Origin of the sequence: Endozoicomonas sp. ALB091 (genome assembly GCF_049310265.1) — a bacterium.
Classification (GTDB): domain Bacteria; phylum Pseudomonadota; class Gammaproteobacteria; order Pseudomonadales; family Endozoicomonadaceae; genus Endozoicomonas.
This window is the reverse complement of record NZ_JBLYNQ010000008.1, coordinates 1,045,834-1,066,735: the sequence shown is the minus strand read 5'-3', so window position 1 is coordinate 1,066,735 and position 20,902 is coordinate 1,045,834. Positions and strand designations below refer to the sequence as shown.

Sequence of the window (20,902 nt, the reverse complement as noted above, 5' to 3'; positions counted from 1 at the left end):
CGTTGCCAGTTTTGACAGCAACGGATGACAATAATGACTGTACGATCAATTGCGACTGCAGCCAGTCTGCTGGCCACTTTTGGACTGGCCAGCACTGCCCATGCCGCAGAAAATGACTGGGAAATGATCCTGGGCCTGGGTGCCTCCCATGAGAGCAGCATTTATAAAGGTGTGGATGGCGAAACCAATCCTCAACCCATTGCCCACATTGAGTATGGTGATTTCTGGGTGCGTGGAGAACAGGCGGGTTACACGCTCCTTGAAGGGAACAACTGGAGCCTGTCTCCGGTGATCAGCCTGGGAGTCGGCTCTGGTTTTGAACAAGACAATGTTAAAGATAACGATCTTTTCAAAGGGCTGGATGAACGTAAAGCAGGTATTGGATACGGTCTGACTCTGGGATACGACATGCAGTGGGCTGAACTGACGGCATCCGTCCTTAACGACACCAAGTCCGATATCAGTGTCGGGTTCGAACTGGGCAGGGAGTTCCAGATTACTGATCGGTTTAGCATTGAAACGGCTGCGTCCGCAACCTGGCGTAGCAGTGGTTACAATGATTACTACTACGGCATTTCCAGCAAAGAAGCCGGTAATAATCCATTACTCTCCACCTACAAAGCCGACGCCGGAGTGGATATGGGTCTGGAAGTGATGGCTACTTATCAACTTTCTTCCCGCTGGCTTTTGGTCGGTGGTGCTGAGTACACCCGTTTCAGCAGCAGTGTTACCGACAGTCAGCTGGTCGACAAAAGCAACCAGACCTCTGTGATGGCAGGTGTTGCCTACATGTTCTAGTGCATCTAAGCGCTGATACACAGGCACCTCGTTCCCACGGCCCTCCGTGGGAATGCTTACCGAACCTCTCCGAAAATATAGCCCTCCATTAAACTCTCATGATTCCGGGCAGAAGTTGATACCCACAAATGCAGCTTCTCCTTAGTGGCTCTGTCGATATTTAATCCTGGGATGTTGCGATTGTTGCTATGTTTCTTGAACAGCCTGAGTCACCTTGGGGGGTTAACATTATGCAACCTGCAGCAGGGTTAAAGACCAGTACCGATGTCGATACAGCGGGCAATGAAATCAAGCCTGAAGTCGTCCGTGATATGGCTCGCTTTGATCACCGGTGGGTTCGCGTCCCCCAGGAAGTGTTCGCCAAAATCGCCAGCTATTTATCAATCAGCGATATCAATAATTTTGGGCAGGCATCGCCGCCAACAAGCGATCGTCTGCGGTCATGCGGCCTGGCGGAGGTCCATTACTTCCTCTCCCTGACCAGGCAGGGGCAGTCTTCGTGTCGGGCAATCATTCAGTCCAGTCAGCAACTCCTTGAGCACCTCAGGACGTTGTCCATATTTTCTGTTCGACACTTCCCTGCGCAACTGGGCCCGGCTTTTTACTCATTTTATGCCAGTCATTTGCGCCAGCAGATTCTTGACGGGGCTGCACTGACCCTTATACCCAGTGGCAGCAGAAATCTTAATCGCTCTACCCGTCATCTGTGTGATCATATTCCCATCCTCATCGAGAGGAAGTCGGAGAATTACAGTGATATTCTGGCTCTGAATCATGGTCACTGGGTCAGTAAAGCTGAAATCAAACACGATTATTCTGCCTGTTTTCGTCATCAGCATGCCGACCATATTTTATTTGTCCCGCAATCGGTAAGCAGTGGGAGGGCGAAACTTTTTTCCCGCAACTACAGTGGCAAAGAGCATTTACTGTCTGTTTATGAATGCAGGAATGGTGAGTGGGTTGAGCAACAGCAACTGACAACGGGTGACGTTTTTCCTCAACATAATGACAAGCATATTAGTAAGATATACCTGTCACCTGATGCCAGGTCACTGGTCTGTATTAACCTGGAGCAAGCTGGCGCTATTCTTGGTCGGGGGACTGATGGCCAGTGGGTCAATAAAGGCAACATTAGTACAAATTACAATCATACTTTGCTGTTCAGTGCCGACAGCAAAAATCTTGTGCTTTATCATAGATCACGCATTACGGTAATGGGCCAGGCAGACGATGAATCCTGGTCACGAACGGCTGATATTATTGTTGAAGATCGTGCTGATGACCTGGAACTCACACCCAATGACGATAAAATGAGCGAATATGAGCTTAATCTGGAAGTGGTATTCAGCCCGGATAACCGCCATTTTGCTACATGGATTAGCAATGATTTTGATGCGGATGCTGTCAGGCGAGATTATTTCTTTGTCGCCATTTTTGCCCTCGGTCCTGAAGGGCAGTGGTGTGAAAAAAAGAGAATGATTAAAACCTGCAACCCACCAAGATATTACTACCATCTTAAACCCAATTTCAGCCCCGATGGTCGGTTTCTGATCATCACCACTCAAGTTAGTTTGGATATCTGGGAATTAAATACTGACGACCAATGGCTGCCCGCTGTTCAGGAGAAGTACCAATGCGGTCGTGGTACGATTCATTTTTCTGCGGACCCCTGTGAATTCATCAGAAAGAGGTTGCGGTGCGTAACAATCTGGCGCAAGGCGGCGTCCGGCATGTGGGGTCGGGCACAAACATTCCCGGCTAAGTCCCTGACAAAAGTCAGTCCCAACGGTGAAACCATTGTGTGTAACGATCCAGCAGGCCATACGGATATCTATCAACGTAAACCTGTTGGTGAACTTTGCGCTAAACCCGCCGGTGAGTGGGTCAGGCAACGCATCGAATTTTCCGTTGAACAAGTAGGTTTCAATCAAGAAGGCTACCTGCTGGCTGTGGTTCCTGAAACGGATTCGCACAGCCTGATTCTGTTCGGGTTGACGGCAGACGGGAGTTGGCTTGAAAGGAGCCGTTTGCAAACAGAAAACAGTATTTGGAAATTTTGCTTCAGCCCGTGCAGCCGCACACTTCTGGTCACCAGTTTGCTCCCTGCCGGTGATCTTTTAGTGCCAAAGTTTGTTTCCTTCTGGCAGATCAGGGATCATCAGCCGGAGAATGCCTGTTAGGGATTATCCCGTTGGCTGGTGCGGTATAAGTAGTTAACCAAATGAAATCAACGTGTCTGAACAACCTCCTGATTAACCGCTTTTATCCTGAATACCCGGTAAATTCGCTCAAGCCACCTTAGGCATCTCTTGTCGTACAACATCCCAGATAAACCTAACCAGTTCCCGGGCAATGGCAACAATAATAACCCTCCATTAAACGCTCATGATTCCGGGCAGAAGTTGATGCCCACAAATGCAGCTTCTCCGTAGTGGCTCTGTCGATATTTAATCCCGGGATGTTGCGATTGTTGCTATGTTTCTTGAACAGCCTGAATCACCTTGGGGGGTTAACATTATGCAACCTGCAGCAGGGTTAAAGACCAGTACCGATGTCGATACAGCAGGCAATGAAATCAAGCCTGAAGTAGTCCGTGACATGGCTCGCTTTGATCACCGGTGGGTTCGCGTTCCCGAGGAAGTGCTCGCCAAAATCGCCAGCTATTTATCAATCAGCGATATCAATAATTTCTGGCAAGCATCGCCGACAACGGGCGATCGTCTGCGGTCATGCGGCCTGGCGGAGGTCCATTACTTCCTCTCCCTGACCAGGCAAAGGCAGTCTTCGTGCCGGGCAATCATTCAGTCCAGTCAGCAACTCCTTGAGCACCTCAGGACGTTGTCCATATTTTCTGTTCGACACTTCCCTGCGCAACTGGGCCCGGCTTTTTACTCATTTTATGCCAACCATTTGCGCCAGCAGATTCTTAATGGGACTGCACTGACCCTTATACCCAGTGGCAGCACAAATTTTGATCCCTATTCGCATAAACTATTGGGTAATCATATTCCCACCCTCATCAAGAGGAAGGCGGATAATTACAGTGATATTCTGGCTCTGGATTATGGACACCTGGTCAGGAAAGCTGAAATCAAACACGATAATTTTGCCTGGTTTGGTCATCAGCATGCCGACCATATTTTATTTGTCCCGCAATCGGTAACCGGTACGTGGTCGGAACTTTATCGCTACTACTACTGGAGCGGCGAAGAGCATTTACTGTCTGTTTATGAATGCAGGAATGGTGAGTGGGTTGAGCAACAGAAACTGACAACGGGTGACGTTTTTCCTCAACATAATGACAAGCATATGAGTAAGATATACCTGTCACCGGATGCCAGGTCACTGGTCTGTTTTAACTTGGGGTACACGGGTGCTATTCTCGGTCGTGGGGCTGATGGCCATTGGGTCAATAGAGGCAGCATTGATACACCTCATAGTCCGTGACAAAAATCAGTCCCAACGGTGAAACCATTGTGTTTAACGATCATGCGGGCCATACGGATATCTATCAGCGTAAACCTGCTGGTGAACTTTGCGCTGAACCCGCCGGTGAGTGGGTCAGGCAACGCATCGAATTTTCCGTCGAAAAAGTAGGTTTCAATCAAGAAGGCTACCTGCTGGCTGTGGTTCCTAAAACGGATTCGCAAAGCCTGATTCTGTTCGGGTTGACGGCAGACGGGAGTTGGCTGGAAAGGAGCCGTTTGCAAACAGAAGACAGGATTTGGAAATTTTGCTTCAGCCCGAGCAGCGGCTCCATTCAGATCGAAAGTTTTCAGGTCACCGGTTTGGTTGTTTCCTTCTGGCAGATCATGCCCGATACAGACTCACGGTAGGCTGACCAGGAATTAACTGACCTACTGCGGTTGATTTGAAGTTCCCCTGGATCTCTTTCTCACTTAATCCTTAATGATATTATCACCTACAAAGTCGATCATTTTTCTGCTCTCTTCCATTATTTTATTTTGTGCATCTTGCAGCATTTTTTTAAGTTCCTGAGGTTTTTTGTTTTCTGATTCAATCTGTTGCTTTGTTTCACTGATTGTTTTTTCAAGTGGTGCTATTTTGTTATCAATATGATCAAAAATATTATCTACTTTTTCACGCAACGAGCTACTATCAAACTGGCTGCTTTTATTCGTCAGTTCATTAGTCAGGTTATCAAGAAGGTTTTCGTATTTCATATCTTCCTGATTAATAGGTGTGCCGGCCTCTGCAAATAGTTCTTCTACCATATTATTTCTTTCAGTCACTCTTTCGTTAAGCATTGTTTCCAATTTATCAAGAGACTGATTTAACGTGTGAATGAGTTCGTAGTTTTTTCCAGCGTCAGGATCGAGTTCAAACTTATTCAGTGCATCCTGAATGGTTTGCATCTCGATCTTATTGCCTTTAAGGAGACTACTCACCTCATTCATAGAAAGAGCGGTAATACTCTCAAAATCCTTTATTGACTTATTACCAGGCCCCTCTCCTTTTGCCTCCGGAAGCTGATTGAGAACATCTGCCTTTGTGACCGGGATTCCTTTAAAGCTCCCCTTAACATCAGCAACAGGAGCCTCAGTCGTTAAATTATTAACAGCAGCAGCATTTGAATTATTAACATTCATCGACATCTGCTCTCTCCGTGAACAATTAATGAATAACTCTTCAGAGTTTAGATCATTGAATAACCACAACATTAGCGAGACTTGCAGTACTCACAAAATGAGCCTACGCAATGAGATTGTAATGTGCTGCCTCGATAAACCACTGACTAATGACAGAGTTTTGACAAGAATATGTCCTTAATGCTCAGTTCAACAAAGGCATAAACCGCTTCACTGGCCACCACCGAGCTCAACAGCCAGCACCGCAGCGACCTGATAAAGGCCCCGAATCAGCAGTGTCAACCCAAACTGACCATGATTATTACCCAGGTTATCCTGGCCATTACTGGTGAAATCCTCAGGGTATTGGTATCGGCGATAATTAATTTTCTGATCTGGGTAGACTTCCGCTGGATAACACCTGTTTTCATTAATACTGCGGGCAAAACAATCAGAATTCAGATCCTGCCGGGCAGTCCATAATGTGGTTTCTGCCGTGGTTTTTTCCAGCCATTGCTGGAAGATTTCCGGCGATTCAAAATACTCTGCGGTTTTCACCGACCTGCCGATCAGTCCGGATAAAAAGGCCCCGATGGCCTGATCAATAAAAGCACCGAGTTTTGCCCGGCCTTTGGCATCCTTATAGTGATAATCCGAGTCATCCCGATGCATTCTGGCGTAATGGAGCACCGCTGCCACCATATTTTCACAAAAAGCGTTCATGAATGCCACACGCTGATCAAAGCCTGGTGGCATAAAAGCAGTAGTATCAGCGGCATCAAAATAGCTGGTGATTCCGGGGTAAAATTCCATATCGCCAATATCCCTTAAACCGGAGTACCCCCAATCCGATTCATCAGTAGCCTTGCTGTCCCAGGCCGTTAATGCTCCTGGAAATGCCCGGGCATGGTTAAACATAAAACAGAGAAACAGCTCTCGGCGGTTATCTTGAAACGAATGGTACGCCCGGATCGTGGAGGTGTGCACAGCGCCCAGGCTGCTCCACACCCCCAAGTCATAACTGGCGTTAATCAAGCCCTGCTCTGCGCGGGTGCTGTTACCGTCAGGGTCTTTCTGATGAGCCAGTGTGCTGTAATCCTGATTGCGTGTAGTGAATTGATACGTCAGATAAAAAGACCGGCTGTCCACCACCACCGTTTCCAGCCTTGAACGAAAGTCAGCAAAAATGTCTTCAGGCATCAGTTCAACCGGTACCAGCTTCAACCCGACAGGCCTCGGTACTTCACTTTTCAGCGATCCCCCAAGCCAACGGTGGTTCCAGACAAAACGGTGGACGGCCTCTTCCCGGAAAAAATCTTTCAATGGCTCCCCGCAGCGCAGAAATTTCATGCGGGATATCTTCGTACGGGTGTTCATCATTAATGCCCGCCCCCCATAAACAGTACAATTCCCGGATAACGGCTCCGTCCATACTGGCAACTGTGCCTGGTGCAGTCTCTGTTTCTGCTGGCAACAGTGCTGCTCAATGCTTTTCTGTAGCGCATGCCCCATGGCAAGGTTGCGCAGGGTAAACGGAGCACTGCTTAATAAGGCTTTCTGCAAAAATATACTGCTGGAAAACTTGAGTTCATCAAAAGGTCGCGGCTCCAGCGGTTCCAGCAAAATATATCGATGCATTATCGGCTTGCCCCGTTGTCGGCAGGACAATGGCATACAGGTATCCCCCCTGGCTACCATTGCCTGGCGAATGTCCTGTGGGAGATATTGAGGGGCAATGGCCAGCAATAAATCATAAGGTAGCTGGTGGCGAAGGGGTTCAGGCACATGCTTTATGGTTTTTAAATTTGGCGCGGCAGCCTCAAGGGCCAAACAGCAGACATCCATGGTTCTTAACGGAGCTGGAATTTTTTTCAGGGAGTATAAGCCACTGCTGGCCGCCAGGAACAGAAGATCGGGATGATCCTGAATTTTTTTTTCTGGCACAGAGCAGTTCAAGGGGGAGATTCTCAGTATGCGACGGTACAAGTCCACAGTTCGAAACGACTCAGGAAAAGCCCGATCTGAATCACCTGCCCTTATTGCCCGCTCGACCCATTCAGGATGAGCACGCATCAGGGATGGGGGGCACCCGGAAATAGAGCCAGGCCATTTATCCAGGTATCGCCGGCAAAAATCTTCTGTTTTTGCCGAATCAGGCAATTGCTTCAGGAGCGAAGAACTCCATTGCCGGTGAAAAACCTCATTGGCCAGCTCCGGGTGCTCCAGGAATATCTGGCGAGGGATAAAATCAAACTGATTCAACAGGTCAGTTTGCCTGATAGCCTTAACGCAGCGCTGATACGTACGTAAAGACTGCGGCATATCCTCCAAATCAGTAATTCCCAATTGATCAATCAGCTGATCTGCTACCGATTCTGAAATAGAGTTGCAGAGAAAGTTTAATTTCTGTACCGCCATGGAACATAATTCGGGGTAAAACGTCGCACAAGGATTCACAAACTCAATTAACTTGGGTTTTTTTTTGATCGCCTCCAGGCACAGGGGATAATTTTGATGCTCGGGGGGCACATACTTCAGGGTATCCGGACAAGTCGCCACCAGATCAGGAAACTGAACTGACCGGACATAATCAGAGGCGATATTGACTGGCAGAGCACCGATCCGAAGGCAAAATTTATTAAATGAACGGGTTTTCAACCGGGCCGGGAGATTTTGATAAAACCACTCCAGCCCGACATTTTTTTTCAGGCACTCCCGGGCAAGGGCTTCAGTGATTGCAGCCGGAGGCAAATCCTGGAGATACAATTCATAGTCTTTGACCAGGTCAGCCGTCAGCACACTCTTAAGAACCTCTACCCGGGTATGTTGAAGCACCCAGGCTCTACTCAGCCAACTGGAAAATTTTATCCTTTGGTTAAACTCTTCTTTACTGGTTATTTCCTCTGGCAGCTGTAAATAACAGGCAAGCAACTGGCGTTGATGGCCAGATACAGGACGGGCAGGACCATCAATAAAAGGGTCAGCAGAAGGTTGAATAGCAACAGAGCGAGGTAGCCCGGGTTGTTTTGCCTCTGTTGATTTCAGTAACCCCGCAGTGGATGAAAATGCCTTCTGTATTACTCCCGCTCCAACTTCGGCTGAAGCGACATTGGTAAAGGCAGAAGACGTGATGAACCAGTGACTGTCACTATCATCAGATGAACTGGACACCGCTGTTTGCGTATCTTTTTTTTGTTTCTTCGCTGGTAAAGCATTTCTGCAGCAATCAACCGTATTCATAGTTCGACGCTTTTAATAGACTTATTTTTTATCCACCTGGATGCTGTAAATGTAAACTTTTATTCGATCTGACTATTACGATGCAAAGAAGTTCCTGATTAACATTGTTGAATGTTTGAATGGCGCAAATTACACAGTAACTCTTTCATAAGCTGCTATCTTTGATCCATTAACGTTGTTTAATCGGTCAATAATAACAATGCCTTCAACACTGGCGCAGGTTTACACTCGGGCAAATCAGGGCATACGTGCACCTGCGGTTTCGGTAGAAGTCCATCTTTCCCAGGGCCTGCCCGGTTTGAATATTGTCGGCCTGCCGGAAGCGGCGGTTCGCGAGAGTAAAGACCGGGTGCGCAGTGCACTTATTAATAGTGGCTTTGAATTTCCCGATGGTCGCATCACGGTGAATTTAGCCCCGGCCGACCTCCCGAAAGAAGGCGGTCGCTTTGATCTGCCCATTGCCCTGGGCATTCTGGTGGCTTCGGGACAACTGCCGGGTGAGGCTCTTGAAGATAGGGAATTTCTTGGTGAACTGGCGCTTTCTGGTCATCTTCGCCCTGTCCGGGCGGTGCTTCCTGCTTCATTAGCCTGCAAAGACATCAACAGGGCATTGATTCTTCCTGAGCAGAATGCCTCTGTTGCCGCCATGGTCAGCAGCGTCACGATTATTGGCACCCGCAGTCTCCCGGAGGTTTGCGCTTTCCTGCTGGAAAAGACGCCGATTGAACCGGCAAAACCCGACCGAAACAGTTTTACAACAAACTATCCAGACCTGGCGGATGTCCGGGGTCAGGAGCAAGCCAAAAGAGCGTTACTGATTGCCGCTACCGGCTCGCATCACCTGCTCCTCTTTGGTCCACCCGGTACCGGGAAAACCATGCTGGCCAGTCGTCTGCCCGGATTGCTGCCACCGCTGACAGAGAGCGAAGCCCTTGATGTGGCCGCAATTCATTCACTCACATCCAGCTCCATGGATACCCTCTGGCAGCGCCCTTTTCGCACACCGCACCACTCCTCTTCATCGGTTTCCCTGGTGGGCGGTGGCAGCATACCGCAACCGGGGGAGATCTCTTTTGCCCATCATGGTGTTCTGTTTCTGGATGAAATGCCGGAGTTTGCCCGCGCGGCCCTGGAAATACTCAGAGAGCCCCTGGAAAATGGTGAGGTAGTCATCACCAGGGCCAAAGGTCAGGAGCGTTTTCCAGCCCGATTCCAGCTGGTTGGTGCCATGAACCCCTGCCCCTGTGGTTACCTGGGTGACAGTCAGCGAACCTGCCGGTGTTCACCGGACCAGATCAGACGCTACCGGAACAAATTATCCGGGCCATTACTGGATCGTATTGACCTTCAGATTGAGGTGCCATCCCAGACTATCCAAACCATGATGGAGCCTGCTGTTCAGAACAACGATGAAACCGGTTCAGAACAGATGAGAGAGCTGGTGATCAACGCCCGGAAGAGACAGCAGGTCAGACAGGGAAAAATCAACTGCCAACTGTCGTCCAGGGAGCTGTTTGAAGTCTGTGCGCTGGGTGAAAAGGAGAAAGAGCTGATCACCAGGGCATCCGCGCAACTGCAAATATCAACCCGAGGGCTGCATCGGATTTTACGAGTGGCCAGAACCATTGCCGACCTTGCTGGCAGTGCCTCGGTGCAAAGCCCACATCTGGGCGAAGCCCTGCAATATCGGCAGTTGGATCGTCAGTCACTGGAATAGTTTTCATTTTCTGCTGAAATTACCCAACCTTATAAGCGGTAAACCTCTTGCCAATTTAAGGGATTCCCTACGGGATCCTCGCCAAGACTATTAATGTAATGCTTTGCCAAGAGTTGATAACTGTATGTTTGCTTATTACAGAGAACAGGATCATCAACCTCTCCCAAATCAATACAACACTCTTTAGATATCCCTTCCCGGGATATCTCAGCCGGTAGTTCGGGTATCTCATTGAACGGAACAATATTTGATTCAAGAATCCCTACAAACTCCGGCTTACTCTCCTCCGCAGAAGCCTGTCGGCCGACATCGGCCCTTTCCCGGATCATATTCGCCACCAAGCCCTCAATAACTGCATTGGTCATCTGCAGGCGGTCATTATCCATAGCGTTACCGGGCATGCACTCTGAGACAAGTTGAGCAATATGCCGGTCACGTAGCTGAGGCTCATTGCGAAGATCTATACGAAGCGGTGCCTGGCCAGGAACCACCAGGTCAAATATTTCTGGCTGACGCACACAGCACGGACAGAAAATCCTTTTTATACGCCGCATAAAACCCGAGCCTCTTTCCTCAGAACGCCCTTGAACTGAGTCCTCACGAGACCTGTCCTGTGTAGGCCAAAGGTCATAACTTGCGGATCTTGCCTCCACGGAAATCACTCCTCTTAACTGCCAGGAGCCTGTCGGACTTAAGACTGTCCTACTGCGGTTGCGATAAATTGGTCTAAAAATTCCTACTTCTTCGTCAAATAGCCCCGCTATTCTCCTCAGAAGCAGAAATTTTTATCCTCAATTTCTCGCAATCCTCGCTACGGACGCTTAAGTCCGACAGGCTCCTAGACATAAGTTATGTTATTTAGCCGCCCATTAGACTCCACAAACCGGTAATTTATCCTTCCTGCCAATAAAAAAAACCGTGCCCACGATAAACGTGGGCACGGCTGCAAAGACAATCATTTACTGCTCTTTTATCGAGCTTAACTATCAGGCCAGGGCCAGTTCGCCGGTTTCCGGAGCCTGACCACTTTTCATCAGCTCGTTCATCTCGGTCTTGATCTGATCAGAACGTGGACCAAAGATGGCCTGCATATTCTGGCCTACCACCAGCACAGCGGTGGCACCCAGAGCCTTGATGGCTTCAACATCCACATTCTCTGGCTTATCCACAGTGACACGCAGACGGGTGATGCAGGCGTCAATGCTCTTGATATTGCGCTGACCACCAAAAGCGATGAACAATTTTCTGGCCAGCTCACTGCCAGCTTCAGCAGTATTCCCGGTTTCTGCTTCCTGTTCACGACCCGGTGTACGCAGGTTGAACATCTTGATGACAAGCGTGAACACGGTGTAATACAGCGCCGCGTAAGCCAGGCCCCATACCAGAATCATGGCTGGTTTGGTACCAATGCTGAATGACAGGGCGTAGTCAATCAGACCGTGGGAGAACGAGCCGCCCATTCTGATTTCGAAGAAGTTGGTGATCACAAATGCGATACCTGCCAGCAGTGCGTGAATTCCGTACAGGATTGGCGCAACAAACAGGAAGGAGAATTCGATAGGCTCAGTAATACCGGTCAGGAAAGAGGTCAGAGCCGCAGACATCATAATACCGCCCACCGCTTTCTGGTTTTCGGTTTTCGCGCTGCGCCACATGGCAATCGCCGCCGCTGGCAGACCAAACATTTTGAACAGGAAGCCACCCGCCAGGAAGCCAGCAGTCGGGTCACCGGCAAAGAAACGTGGAATGTCACCATTCACCACAACGCCAGAAGCAGTGACAAACTCACCCATCTGAGACTGGAAAGGTACGTTCCAGATATGGTGCAGACCAAATGGAATCAGCAGACGCTCGATAAAGCCATAGACAAAGCCCATGGTCACAGGATTACCTTCAACGGCGTAATTACCAAAAGCATCAATGGCATTACCGATGGGTGGCCAGATAAAGCTCAGCGCCACACCCATCACGATAGCAGCAAAAGCGGTGATAATCGGCACAAAGCGCTTGCCCGCAAAAAAGCCCAGGTACTCAGGCAGCTGGATTTTATAGAAGCGGTTGAACATGACCGATGCCAGAATACCCACCAGGATGCCGCCAAACACACCGGTATCAATAGAAGCGATACCCATGATGGTTTTGGTTTCGATACCCAGAGTGTTGGCCATAACCCCCATGGTAGCGAGCAGAACCACATAGCCTACAATCGCTGCCAGAGAAGAAACACCATCGTTATCCGTCAGGCTGAGTACCACGCCGATAGCAAACAGCAGAGGCAGATTACCAAAAACAGCCCCCCCCGCCTGAGCCATGATATGGTTCAAGATTTCAGGAAAGATTGAAAAGTTTGCACTACCTACCCCCAGCAGGATACCGGCAGCGGGCAGAATTGCCACGGGCAGCATCAGCGAGCGCCCGATTTTTTGTAGAAGGGAGAATGCTTTTTGCACCTGTTTACCTTTAGTTGCCGTTTTTTAAAAAAAATATAAAAACGTTGCCAAGACAGCTCTGATCATCTGAATTTGGGCGCGAGATTTTGATACATTTGCTTACCTTATGAACTGACTTAGATCAAAAAACGATCGACTTTCTGTTATCTAAAGGCACTTTTTTATTATTCTTTTATAAAAAGTTGAGCTGATTCGAGCACCATACCGAAGTCGTTACCCAATTGGCTATTAGCAAGAAAGGTTGTCGCGAAAGTGACACAAGCCTTAAACCACAAAGGACACCAAGCTCACGAAGTCATCTTTTCAAAGACTTCGTGCTCTTCGCGTCCTTTGTGTTTTCAAAAAAGCACTCTACCTTTCGCGCCCTCCCCTGTGCAATCGCCAGGGGAGCTCCGACTCTTTTTTATCGCGGCTGGACGGGAAGAAGGTTGATTTCTACACGACGGTTTTTGGCACGACCTTCAGCGGTTTTATTGCTGCCAATAGGGTCTGAAGAGCCACGGCCATAGGCAACAATGCGGTCACCGCTGACCCCCTGAAAAGCAATATAGTTAGCAACACTGTCAGCCCGGTCCTGGGAGAGAGGTACGTTTATCTTATCCCCTCCGGTACTGTCGGTATAACCAACCACTTCGATCATGTTACGGTCGTACTCCCTGAACACTTTCGACACAGAACCCAGCACCGGATAGAAAGCCGATCTGATATCGGATTTGCTGGAGTCGAAAGTGATATTGGATGGCATAATCAGTTTCAGCTCATCACCCTGGCGGTATACCTGTACGCCGGTTCCCTCCAGCTCTGCTCTCAGTACTCTTTCCTGTCGATCCAGATAATGGCCATAACCGGCACCTGCCGCACCACCGATGATGGCACCTTTCAGTGCACCATCACCACCATCGGCGATAGCACCAATCGCAGCACCCGCCAGAACACCACCAAGGCCATACTTGGTTGACTTGCTGGCCTGCTGTTCACCGGTGTAGGGATTGGTTGTCTGACAGCCTGCCAGCAAAGACCCCATCAACAGGGTGGCAACGGCAAATAATCTTTTCAATGACATAATGGTTTTCCTAAGCAAATCAGCCGCGAATAATACTATTTTCACGAATTTCTTCACCTATTGTGGTATCAGGACCGTGTCCGGTGACCACAATGGCTTCTTCGTCCAGCGTATAGAGTCTTTGTTTGATCGATCGTTCAATGGCTTTGTAGTCTCCGCCCCACAAGTCTGTTCGCCCAATTGACCGGCGGAACAGCGTATCCCCGGCGATCAGAAGCTTTGGCTGTTCAAACCAGAAACACATGGAGCCGGGCGTATGCCCCGGAGTGTGCATGGCCACACCTTCACAGCACGGCAGTTCTTCATCATCTGTTAACCAGTAATCAGGATCTGGAACCGGGCTATAAGGAACACCGAACATACGGCATTGCATTTCAAGGTTGTCCCAGAGGAACTTATCCCCCTGATGGAGATAGATGGGCGCACCGGTCTGTTTTTTGATGTCGCCACTGGCCAGGAAATGATCCAGATGAGCATGGGTGTGGATAAGCGCGACAACCTGTAGATCCAGCTCCCGGAGCTTGGTCATAATAATGTCAGGATCGCCACCGGGATCTACGACAAATGCCTTACGGGTGACCGGATCACCAATAATTGTACAGTTACATTGCAGAGGCCCAACAGGGAAAGTCTGCCGGATAAAGGCTGGTTGGTTTGTCATTTGACCTTCACAGTAGTTTGCTATGTTCGGCCAGGATTCTAATATTATTTTTCTGTCGGGTCTTTCCTTATATGCAGTGGGCTACCATGGCCAGCAATAATCACGAACGGCTTATTTAGATCGCAGCATCTCACAACCTTGAAAAGGTTCGCCTCCCTGACTGAAGTCTCATTTTCTGCATCAGAGCCACACTGGCATTGACCAGGCCAGCAGGATCAACCCGCAGAAATGCTTTCTGCCCGGGATGGGGAAAGTTCCATTCCTGTATGTACTCATCCGCATCATCTGAATCCTCTTTGGAAAAGACCTCCGGGATCAGGGAATATTTATGATAGATCCATTTTTTTCGGGTCAGCCCGGGCCTTGGCTCAGCGATGGATAGTGAAAAGTGGATTTGTCTCAACACGTTACTACTCCTCAGTAATTCAGCAGGCGTCACTTTATGGAATCATTAGTGTTCAGCTGCACGGGCCTTTGAGGTAGGTAGTGTAGTCAAAAAAAAACTGGTCATAAGTACCAAAAGAATATTCCACCGCAAAAATAATTGAGCGAAAAATTATTCATTAAATTAATAAATGAAGTCAGTCAAACTGCCCCCATAAAGCCGACCAAATAACAGTCAATCTGACTAGGAGCCTGTCCGAGGAATAAAGCTATCTCTACCAATAGTGACTATGTAAATACCAAAACAAAATAATAACCCGTAAAAATCGTGTCTATTCTCAGAGTTCAATCCAGTAGACAGACCCCAAAAGCTATGCAGCCAGGTAACAAAAACACGGAAAAACAACCCATTATAAATGGCACTATGATTCTACTCATAGCCGGACTGTTCGGAGTTATCACCGGATGGCTTGACCTGAATGCACTCAATCAGGCCGGTGATGTGGTATCCGACCTGTTTATACGCATGCTGAAACTGATCAGCCTCCCCATTATCTTTTTTGCCCTGGTTTCCACTCTGTCCGGAATGGGCGAAGCGTCAGAGGTAAAACGCCTGGGTGGTCAGGTTCTGAAATACACGGTGATCACTACCCTGATTGCCGCTACTGTTGCCCTGGTCCTTTACTTATTCATTGCTCCGGCGGGAAAGGCTGATGCATTAGCCGGAGCCACCGAACCTTCAGGCCCCTCTGGCAGTTATTGGTCTTATCTGCTCGGCGTGATTCCTGCCAGTTTTATCGAGCCCTTTTACACTCATAATGTGATGGGCGTGTTGTTTCTGGCCCTTCTGCTCAGTGCTGCCATTATGGCTCTGGAAAAACGGCACAAGGCTGTTTTGCATGCCTTTTTTGACAGTATGTTTGCTGCCATCATGAAGATGACCGGCCTGATCCTGAAACTTATGCCTCTGGCGGTCTGGGCATTTGTTAACCAGTTTATCCACGATCTGCACAGTCAGAAGGTTCTCCAGGACCTTGTTCTTTATCTGCTGTGCGTGGTGCTGGCCAATATCGTACAGGCTGGCCTTATGTTGCCGCTGTTGCTGAAATTCAAAGGCATTTCTCCCTGGCAAACCATGAGAGCCATGTGGCCAGCGCTAACCGTGGCTTTTTTCGCCAAATCGTCGGCGGCGGCTCTGCCCTATGCGGTTGATTGCGCTGAAAAAAACATGGGGGTTCAGAGTAAAGTGGCCCGTTTCAGCCTCCCTTTGTGCATTACTGTCAATATGAACGCTTGTGCTGCTTTCATATTGATAACGGTTCTGTTTGTTTCACAAAGTAATGGCGTCATGTTCTCACCCCTGGAGTTACTCTCATGGATCGTCATTGCCAGTATTGCCGCCATTGGTAATGCCGGTGTGCCCATGGGGTGTTATATGTTATCCAGCGCATTTCTTGCCGCGATGGGAGTACCACTGCAACTGCTGGTTATTATTCTGCCGTTTTATGCGTTGATTGATATGCTCGAGAGTGCCATTAACGTGTGGTCAGACTCTTGTGTAACCGCTATGGTGAACGCAGACCTGTTACCCGCTATGGGGTTGGCAGAGGGAGAGAGCCAGGTGGACCACAATGGCAGTGATCCGACTTAGTACATCCTTTCAATGAGTTTGATGCGCACAATCTCCGTTCACCCTGAGCACCCTTCGACTCGGCTCAGGATGAACGGACGAAGGGTGATTGGCACAGTCTTTATCAGGGTATGGAGTTTGCGTCCTTCGACTCCGCTCAGGACGAACGGAGTTTGGGGGGCAATAATAGATGGAACCCATCAATTGCCTTGAAACCTTGTACCAGGTTCAATAAGTTTTATCTCCTTTAATCTGGTTTATCCAGTGCAACAGTTCAGAGGTTGCGTAGACTGCCTCTACGCCCTTGTTCATGTGATCATCACCGGCTCTTTTTTGCGCGTCCTCAACGCTATCTACTCCGATGACTTCATTGATCACAGGTTTTCCGAAGCGTTCTGTGACATCCATGAATCCTTCAAATACACCATGAAGTACCATTTCATCGTGACTGGTGATCCCTTTCAGAACCACACCAAACGCCAGGATAGCATCCAGCTCAGGGTCTTTTTCAAACAGAATTCGTGCCGCAAGCGGCAGTTCCAGTGAGCCCGGGACTTTGTGAATTGAGATATTCTCCGGCTTGACCTCCAGTGCCAGCAGCTCTTTTTGAGCCCGGTTAATCATGGCATCGACACAGTCACTGTGCCAACTGCTGCCGATAATCGCCAGTCGTGCATGGGGAATTTTGTGGAACTGTTCCGGGGTTTTAGGAAGGCCAGCGCCCATCAGGAATACTCCTTTAAGTTACGGTTAAATAATAGTGTGAAAATGAAAGTTAGCTGGCTACTGCTCTTGCGGCAAACCGGTTCAGCGGCTAACCCGATGAAGCACCCGACAAATAGCGCGACACAGTGCTTTCAGCTCATCGCTGGAAATGACGTAGGGTGGCATCACGTACACCAGCTTGCCAAAAGGCCGGACCCAAACGCCCTCTGCAACAAACAACGGCTGGATTTCAGACATCACCACCGGTTCTTGCAACTCCACGACCCCAATGCCACCCAACACCCGGACATCAGCAACAGCAGGCAGGTCAACACAAGGCATCAAGTCTTCTCTGAGCGTTTGTTCAATCGCCGTCAACTGACCACGCCATTCGCCTCTGGATAAAATCTCCAGGCTGGCATTACCGGCAGCACAGGCCAGTGGGTTGGCCATAAAGGTGGGGCCGTGCATAAACGGACCATGTTCAGAAATGGTGCGGCTGACCTGCTCGGAGCAGAGGGTTGCCGCCATCGTCATGTAACCACCCGTCAGAGCCTTTCCGACACACATGATATCCGGAACAACGCCAGCATGCTCACAGGCAAACAGCTTGCCGGTACGACCAAACCCTGTGGCAATTTCGTCATGAATCAGCAGAACTTCATAGTCGTCACACAGCTGGCGCAGACGCACCAGATATTCCGGGGAATAAAAATACATGCCTCCGGCACCCTGAACAATGGGCTCAATAATCACCCCCGCCAGCTGGCTTCCCCGTTGGTCCAGCATCTGCTGCAACTCATTAATATGACTCTCTGCCAAAGCTTCACCGAAACGGCACTCAGGGCGGGAGACAAAATAGTGCTGTGGCAGAATTCCGGTAAACCAGTGATGCATGCCGCCATCTGGGTCACAAATAGACATGCCACCGGTTGTATCGCCGTAATACCCGCCCCTGACGGTCAGCATCTTGTTTTTTTCAGGTCGCTCCCGGGCAATCCAGTATTGCATGGCCATTTTGATGGCGACTTCAACAGCCACAGAGCCGGAGTCAGCAAAAAACACCGTTTGCATCGGTTCCGGGGTCATGGCCACCAGTTTTTTTGCCAGGTCAATCGCCGGTTTATGGGTCAGGCCACCAAACATCACATGGGAGAAATCATCAATCTGATGCTTTAGTGCCGCATTCATTTCAGGATGGTTATAGCCATGCACCATGCACCACCAGGAAGACATGCCATCAATAACCCGGCGACCATCATTCAGGTGCAAATAGACACCTTCGGCCCCAACCACCGGGAACATATCCACCCGATTAATGGTCTTACTGTAGGGGTGCCAGATATGTTCGGCATCAAACACCAGTTCTTCCGGGGTTATAACAGGGCTCAAGCCTGACTCCTTTTGATACGTATTGACCTTTCCGGTAGGAGAAGATAATCGCGGGGCTGTTCTGTAGCAAGCGTAAACAGTACTTTATACCCATCAATTTATCAGGCCCATATATGGGCATGAGTCCGCTTATGGCTGTTTTCGGGATCCTGGCCTACTCTGCCCCTGTGGATAATTTGAATAGTTCGTTCCAAAATCAGATGATTTTCAAATCCATTCACCATTATTGATTGTGGAAGTAATATGCAGGCTCTGTTCGTAAACCAGCTGACTACCCTGGACTTCAGTTACCTCTGTCCAACGCGAGGACTGGTGGGTGAAACCTGGCTTGTGGATGTGGTGCTGGGTGGTGAGCTTGATCATCAGGGCATGGTGTTTGATTTTGGCCATGTAAAGAAACAGGTTAAAGCCTTACTGGACAGCCTGTCGGATCACCGCCTTCTGATTCCCCTGAAGGCAGAAGCAACTTCCATTACCCATAACAAAGATCAGTTAGTTGTCAGCTTCAAATCACGTCGTGGGGAGATTACCTGTTCAGCACCGGCACAGGCTGTGTTGCTGGTGGATGCCGAAACGATCACTCCGGAGTTACTCACCCCCTTTCTGGAGGATGCCGTACAACAGGAGCTGCCAGACAATGTTACCAGGGTTGAACTCAGGCTATACCCTGAGGAGATTGGCGGGGCTTACTATCACTACAGCCATGGGTTGAAGAAACACGATGGGGATTGCCAGCGGATTGCCCATGGCCATCGCTCACAGATTCAGGTTTTTGTCGATGAACAGCGGGATCAGGCGCTGGAGGCATGGTGGGCAGCAAAGTGGCGTGACATCTATGTAGCCACAAAAGAGGATCTAAAGGACTCCTTCACGGACAACAACCTGGATCATTACCGATTCAGCTACACGGCCAAACAAGGTTACTTCGAACTCAGCCTGCCAAGTGCTCACTGTTATATCATCGATACCGATTCCACGGTTGAACTGCTTGCCAGCCATATTGCCCGCTCTCTGGCGGAGCGAAAGCCAGGTAAAACCATCCGGGTCGTCGCTTTTGAAGGTCTGAATAAGGGAGCTATTGCTATGCATTCAGAGCCTTCAGTGGGTTGAGAGCCCTCAGCTGATTAAGAGCCTTCAGCGGGTTGAAAGCTGTGTCGGCAGTCTTTGGGCTGGCCTTTTCAGATCGATTCCAGACCTTTTCGTGAAAATAATAAGCCACTGTATTCACAGCAGGCTCAACCATCGCCAGGGCACCACCGATCATAACATCACCGGTCATCAGGTAGCCTACTGAAAACGCAACACAAAAGTGGACTGCTGCAAAAGAAACTGTTTTAGCCATGGTGTTCTCCGGTCTTGATAATTTTTCGTCGTTATTGGCTTTATTCTATGAGAATGATTATCAATTATAAAAATAAAACAACACAAGCAAACTGATAGAAAAAAACTATCAACTAATCTTTAGGTAATGGCCAAAAAGGAGAACGTGCTATGTCGTCGTCACTGACGGATCAGATCAATAACCGCCCATTCCAACCCGACCCTGTTAGAGACCCGCAGATAGGCCCTTCAGTCCAGGCGGCTGCCGAGGATAAAGTTGAAACCAGCTATACCAATCAGCTGACGGAGCTCCCCAAAATGCTGGAGATGGATTTCGATAAAGTAGAAAACCTGCTGGCCAACCTGTCGGCTGCCAATCCGTTTCGCCCGGATATGGCGCTTGGCAAACAGCCCGAAGTGGCAGTTATCGATGCCAGTAATAGTGTTCAGGAAGCCCCTGTCGCTCCGGTTGGCGCTGCGGTGGATGCAGGCCAGGTTAGCCAGCTGAAGCAAGTGAATGCCGCTCTGGCAGAGTACGATGTGCGACTTCAGCAGGTATTTGATGCAATGGCTCTTTCCCGTTCAGGGGGAAAACCGGACCTGCAAAACATGGGCACAGAGTATGAGCGCCTGATGACCTTTGTCCGTCAAACGGAATACCATTTAACTCAAGCGATCAAACTGATCCCGGAGACACTCCCGGAGAATACCGGCGAGTCAATGGCTCAGTTAATGCCCGAGTTCAGCCAAAGCCTGGTTCGCTATGACAGTGAGTTTCAGCAGATCTACGGTGCTATTCAGCATGAATTAAAGCAGGCAGAGATTGCCAGCAAGCGCTTTCGCTGAGCCTGTAAAGCCACTCTCTGCTGAGAGTGGTTCCAACGCCTTTCCTCTCAATGCCATAACCCCCTCGTGAATGAAGTTCTTCCGGGAAATGTATGCATCGATAACAA

The 20,902-nt window shown here is 49.1% G+C and carries 18 protein-coding genes; 8 read left to right on the top strand and 10 right to left on the bottom strand.

Translation table 11 applies throughout. The features are described 5' to 3' along the window. The first annotated feature begins 33 nt into the window (after positions 1-33). The 4 genes from ACO6UX_RS20950 to ACO6UX_RS20935 all read left to right on the top strand — a co-directional run bounded on the left by ACO6UX_RS20950 (position 34) and on the right by ACO6UX_RS20935 (position 4,634). Entirely contained in the window at positions 34-798 is a 765-nt protein-coding gene (locus ACO6UX_RS20950; RefSeq protein WP_422450261.1) for a MipA/OmpV family protein, read from the top strand. A 230-nt stretch (positions 799-1,028) separates the two neighbouring features. Further along, positions 1,029-2,978, top strand: coding sequence for a hypothetical protein (locus ACO6UX_RS20945; RefSeq protein WP_422450260.1), 1,950 nt, complete (start codon positions 1,029-1,031; stop codon positions 2,976-2,978). A gap of 337 nt (positions 2,979-3,315) precedes the next feature. After that, complete coding sequence (locus tag ACO6UX_RS20940; RefSeq protein WP_422450259.1) at positions 3,316-4,245, top strand: hypothetical protein; 930 nt, start codon at positions 3,316-3,318, stop codon at positions 4,243-4,245. A gap of 29 nt (positions 4,246-4,274) precedes the next feature. Beyond that, on the top strand, positions 4,275-4,634 hold the full coding sequence (locus tag ACO6UX_RS20935; RefSeq protein ID WP_422450258.1) for a hypothetical protein: 360 nt from the start codon (positions 4,275-4,277) through the stop codon (positions 4,632-4,634). 63 nt (positions 4,635-4,697) lie between these two features. On the opposite strand, the gene ACO6UX_RS20930 is transcribed toward ACO6UX_RS20935, so the two are convergent. Beyond that, positions 4,698-5,414, bottom strand: a complete 717-nt coding sequence (locus ACO6UX_RS20930; RefSeq protein WP_422450257.1) for a hypothetical protein — start codon at positions 5,412-5,414, stop codon at positions 4,698-4,700. 204 nt (positions 5,415-5,618) lie between these two features. Then, the gene (locus tag ACO6UX_RS20925; RefSeq protein WP_422450256.1) at positions 5,619-8,558 is read right to left on the bottom strand and encodes a hypothetical protein; all 2,940 of its coding nucleotides are present in this window, start codon (positions 8,556-8,558) and stop codon (positions 5,619-5,621) included. Positions 8,559-8,826: 268 nt separating this feature from the next. Here ACO6UX_RS20925 and ACO6UX_RS20920 point away from each other — a divergent pair, with 268 nt between their 5' ends. Further along, positions 8,827-10,344 (top strand): YifB family Mg chelatase-like AAA ATPase, encoded by a 1,518-nt coding sequence (locus ACO6UX_RS20920; protein ID WP_422450255.1) that lies wholly within the window; start codon positions 8,827-8,829, stop codon positions 10,342-10,344. 29 nt (positions 10,345-10,373) lie between these two features. Here ACO6UX_RS20920 and ACO6UX_RS20915 read toward each other — a convergent pair whose 3' ends face one another. The 5 genes from ACO6UX_RS20915 to ACO6UX_RS20895 all read right to left on the bottom strand — a co-directional run bounded on the left by ACO6UX_RS20915 (position 10,374) and on the right by ACO6UX_RS20895 (position 14,924). Beyond that, entirely contained in the window at positions 10,374-10,898 is a 525-nt protein-coding gene (locus ACO6UX_RS20915; protein ID WP_422450254.1) for a hypothetical protein, read from the bottom strand. Between the two features lie 432 nt (positions 10,899-11,330). Further along, positions 11,331-12,794, bottom strand: a complete 1,464-nt coding sequence (gene ptsG, locus ACO6UX_RS20910; RefSeq protein ID WP_422450253.1) for a PTS glucose transporter subunit IIBC — start codon at positions 12,792-12,794, stop codon at positions 11,331-11,333. Positions 12,795-13,197: 403 nt separating this feature from the next. Beyond that, entirely contained in the window at positions 13,198-13,857 is a 660-nt protein-coding gene (locus ACO6UX_RS20905; protein WP_422450252.1) for an OmpA family protein, read from the bottom strand. Positions 13,858-13,876: 19 nt separating this feature from the next. Continuing rightward, on the bottom strand, positions 13,877-14,518 hold the full coding sequence (locus ACO6UX_RS20900; RefSeq protein WP_422450251.1) for an MBL fold metallo-hydrolase: 642 nt from the start codon (positions 14,516-14,518) through the stop codon (positions 13,877-13,879). Positions 14,519-14,648: 130 nt separating this feature from the next. Further along, positions 14,649-14,924, bottom strand: a complete 276-nt coding sequence (locus tag ACO6UX_RS20895) for a hypothetical protein (protein WP_422450250.1) — start codon at positions 14,922-14,924, stop codon at positions 14,649-14,651. Positions 14,925-15,326: 402 nt separating this feature from the next. Between ACO6UX_RS20895 and ACO6UX_RS20890 the strand changes: the two genes are divergently transcribed. Further along, positions 15,327-16,553, top strand: a complete 1,227-nt coding sequence (locus ACO6UX_RS20890; protein WP_422450249.1) for a dicarboxylate/amino acid:cation symporter — start codon at positions 15,327-15,329, stop codon at positions 16,551-16,553. Between the two features lie 207 nt (positions 16,554-16,760). On the opposite strand, the gene ribH is transcribed toward ACO6UX_RS20890, so the two are convergent. Both ribH and bioA read right to left on the bottom strand, forming a co-directional pair. Beyond that, positions 16,761-17,258, bottom strand: a complete 498-nt coding sequence (gene ribH / locus ACO6UX_RS20885; protein ID WP_422450248.1) for a 6,7-dimethyl-8-ribityllumazine synthase — start codon at positions 17,256-17,258, stop codon at positions 16,761-16,763. An 81-nt stretch (positions 17,259-17,339) separates the two neighbouring features. Beyond that, a complete protein-coding gene (bioA, locus tag ACO6UX_RS20880; protein WP_422450247.1) occupies positions 17,340-18,629 on the bottom strand; it encodes an adenosylmethionine--8-amino-7-oxononanoate transaminase in 1,290 nt (429 codons plus the stop codon). A gap of 243 nt (positions 18,630-18,872) precedes the next feature. On the opposite strand from bioA, the gene ACO6UX_RS20875 reads away from it, so the two are divergent. After that, positions 18,873-19,739: a 6-carboxytetrahydropterin synthase gene (locus ACO6UX_RS20875; protein ID WP_422450246.1), complete on the top strand. Its 867-nt coding sequence runs from the start codon at positions 18,873-18,875 to the stop codon at positions 19,737-19,739. On the opposite strand, the gene ACO6UX_RS20870 is transcribed toward ACO6UX_RS20875, so the two are convergent. Further along, a complete protein-coding gene (locus ACO6UX_RS20870; protein ID WP_422450245.1) occupies positions 19,711-19,971 on the bottom strand; it encodes a DUF2061 domain-containing protein in 261 nt (86 codons plus the stop codon). The genes ACO6UX_RS20875 and ACO6UX_RS20870 overlap by 29 nt on opposite strands. A 149-nt stretch (positions 19,972-20,120) precedes the next feature. On the opposite strand from ACO6UX_RS20870, the gene ACO6UX_RS20865 reads away from it, so the two are divergent. Then, a complete protein-coding gene (locus ACO6UX_RS20865) occupies positions 20,121-20,795 on the top strand; it encodes a hypothetical protein (protein WP_422450244.1) in 675 nt (224 codons plus the stop codon). Positions 20,796-20,902: the final 107 nt, after the last annotated feature.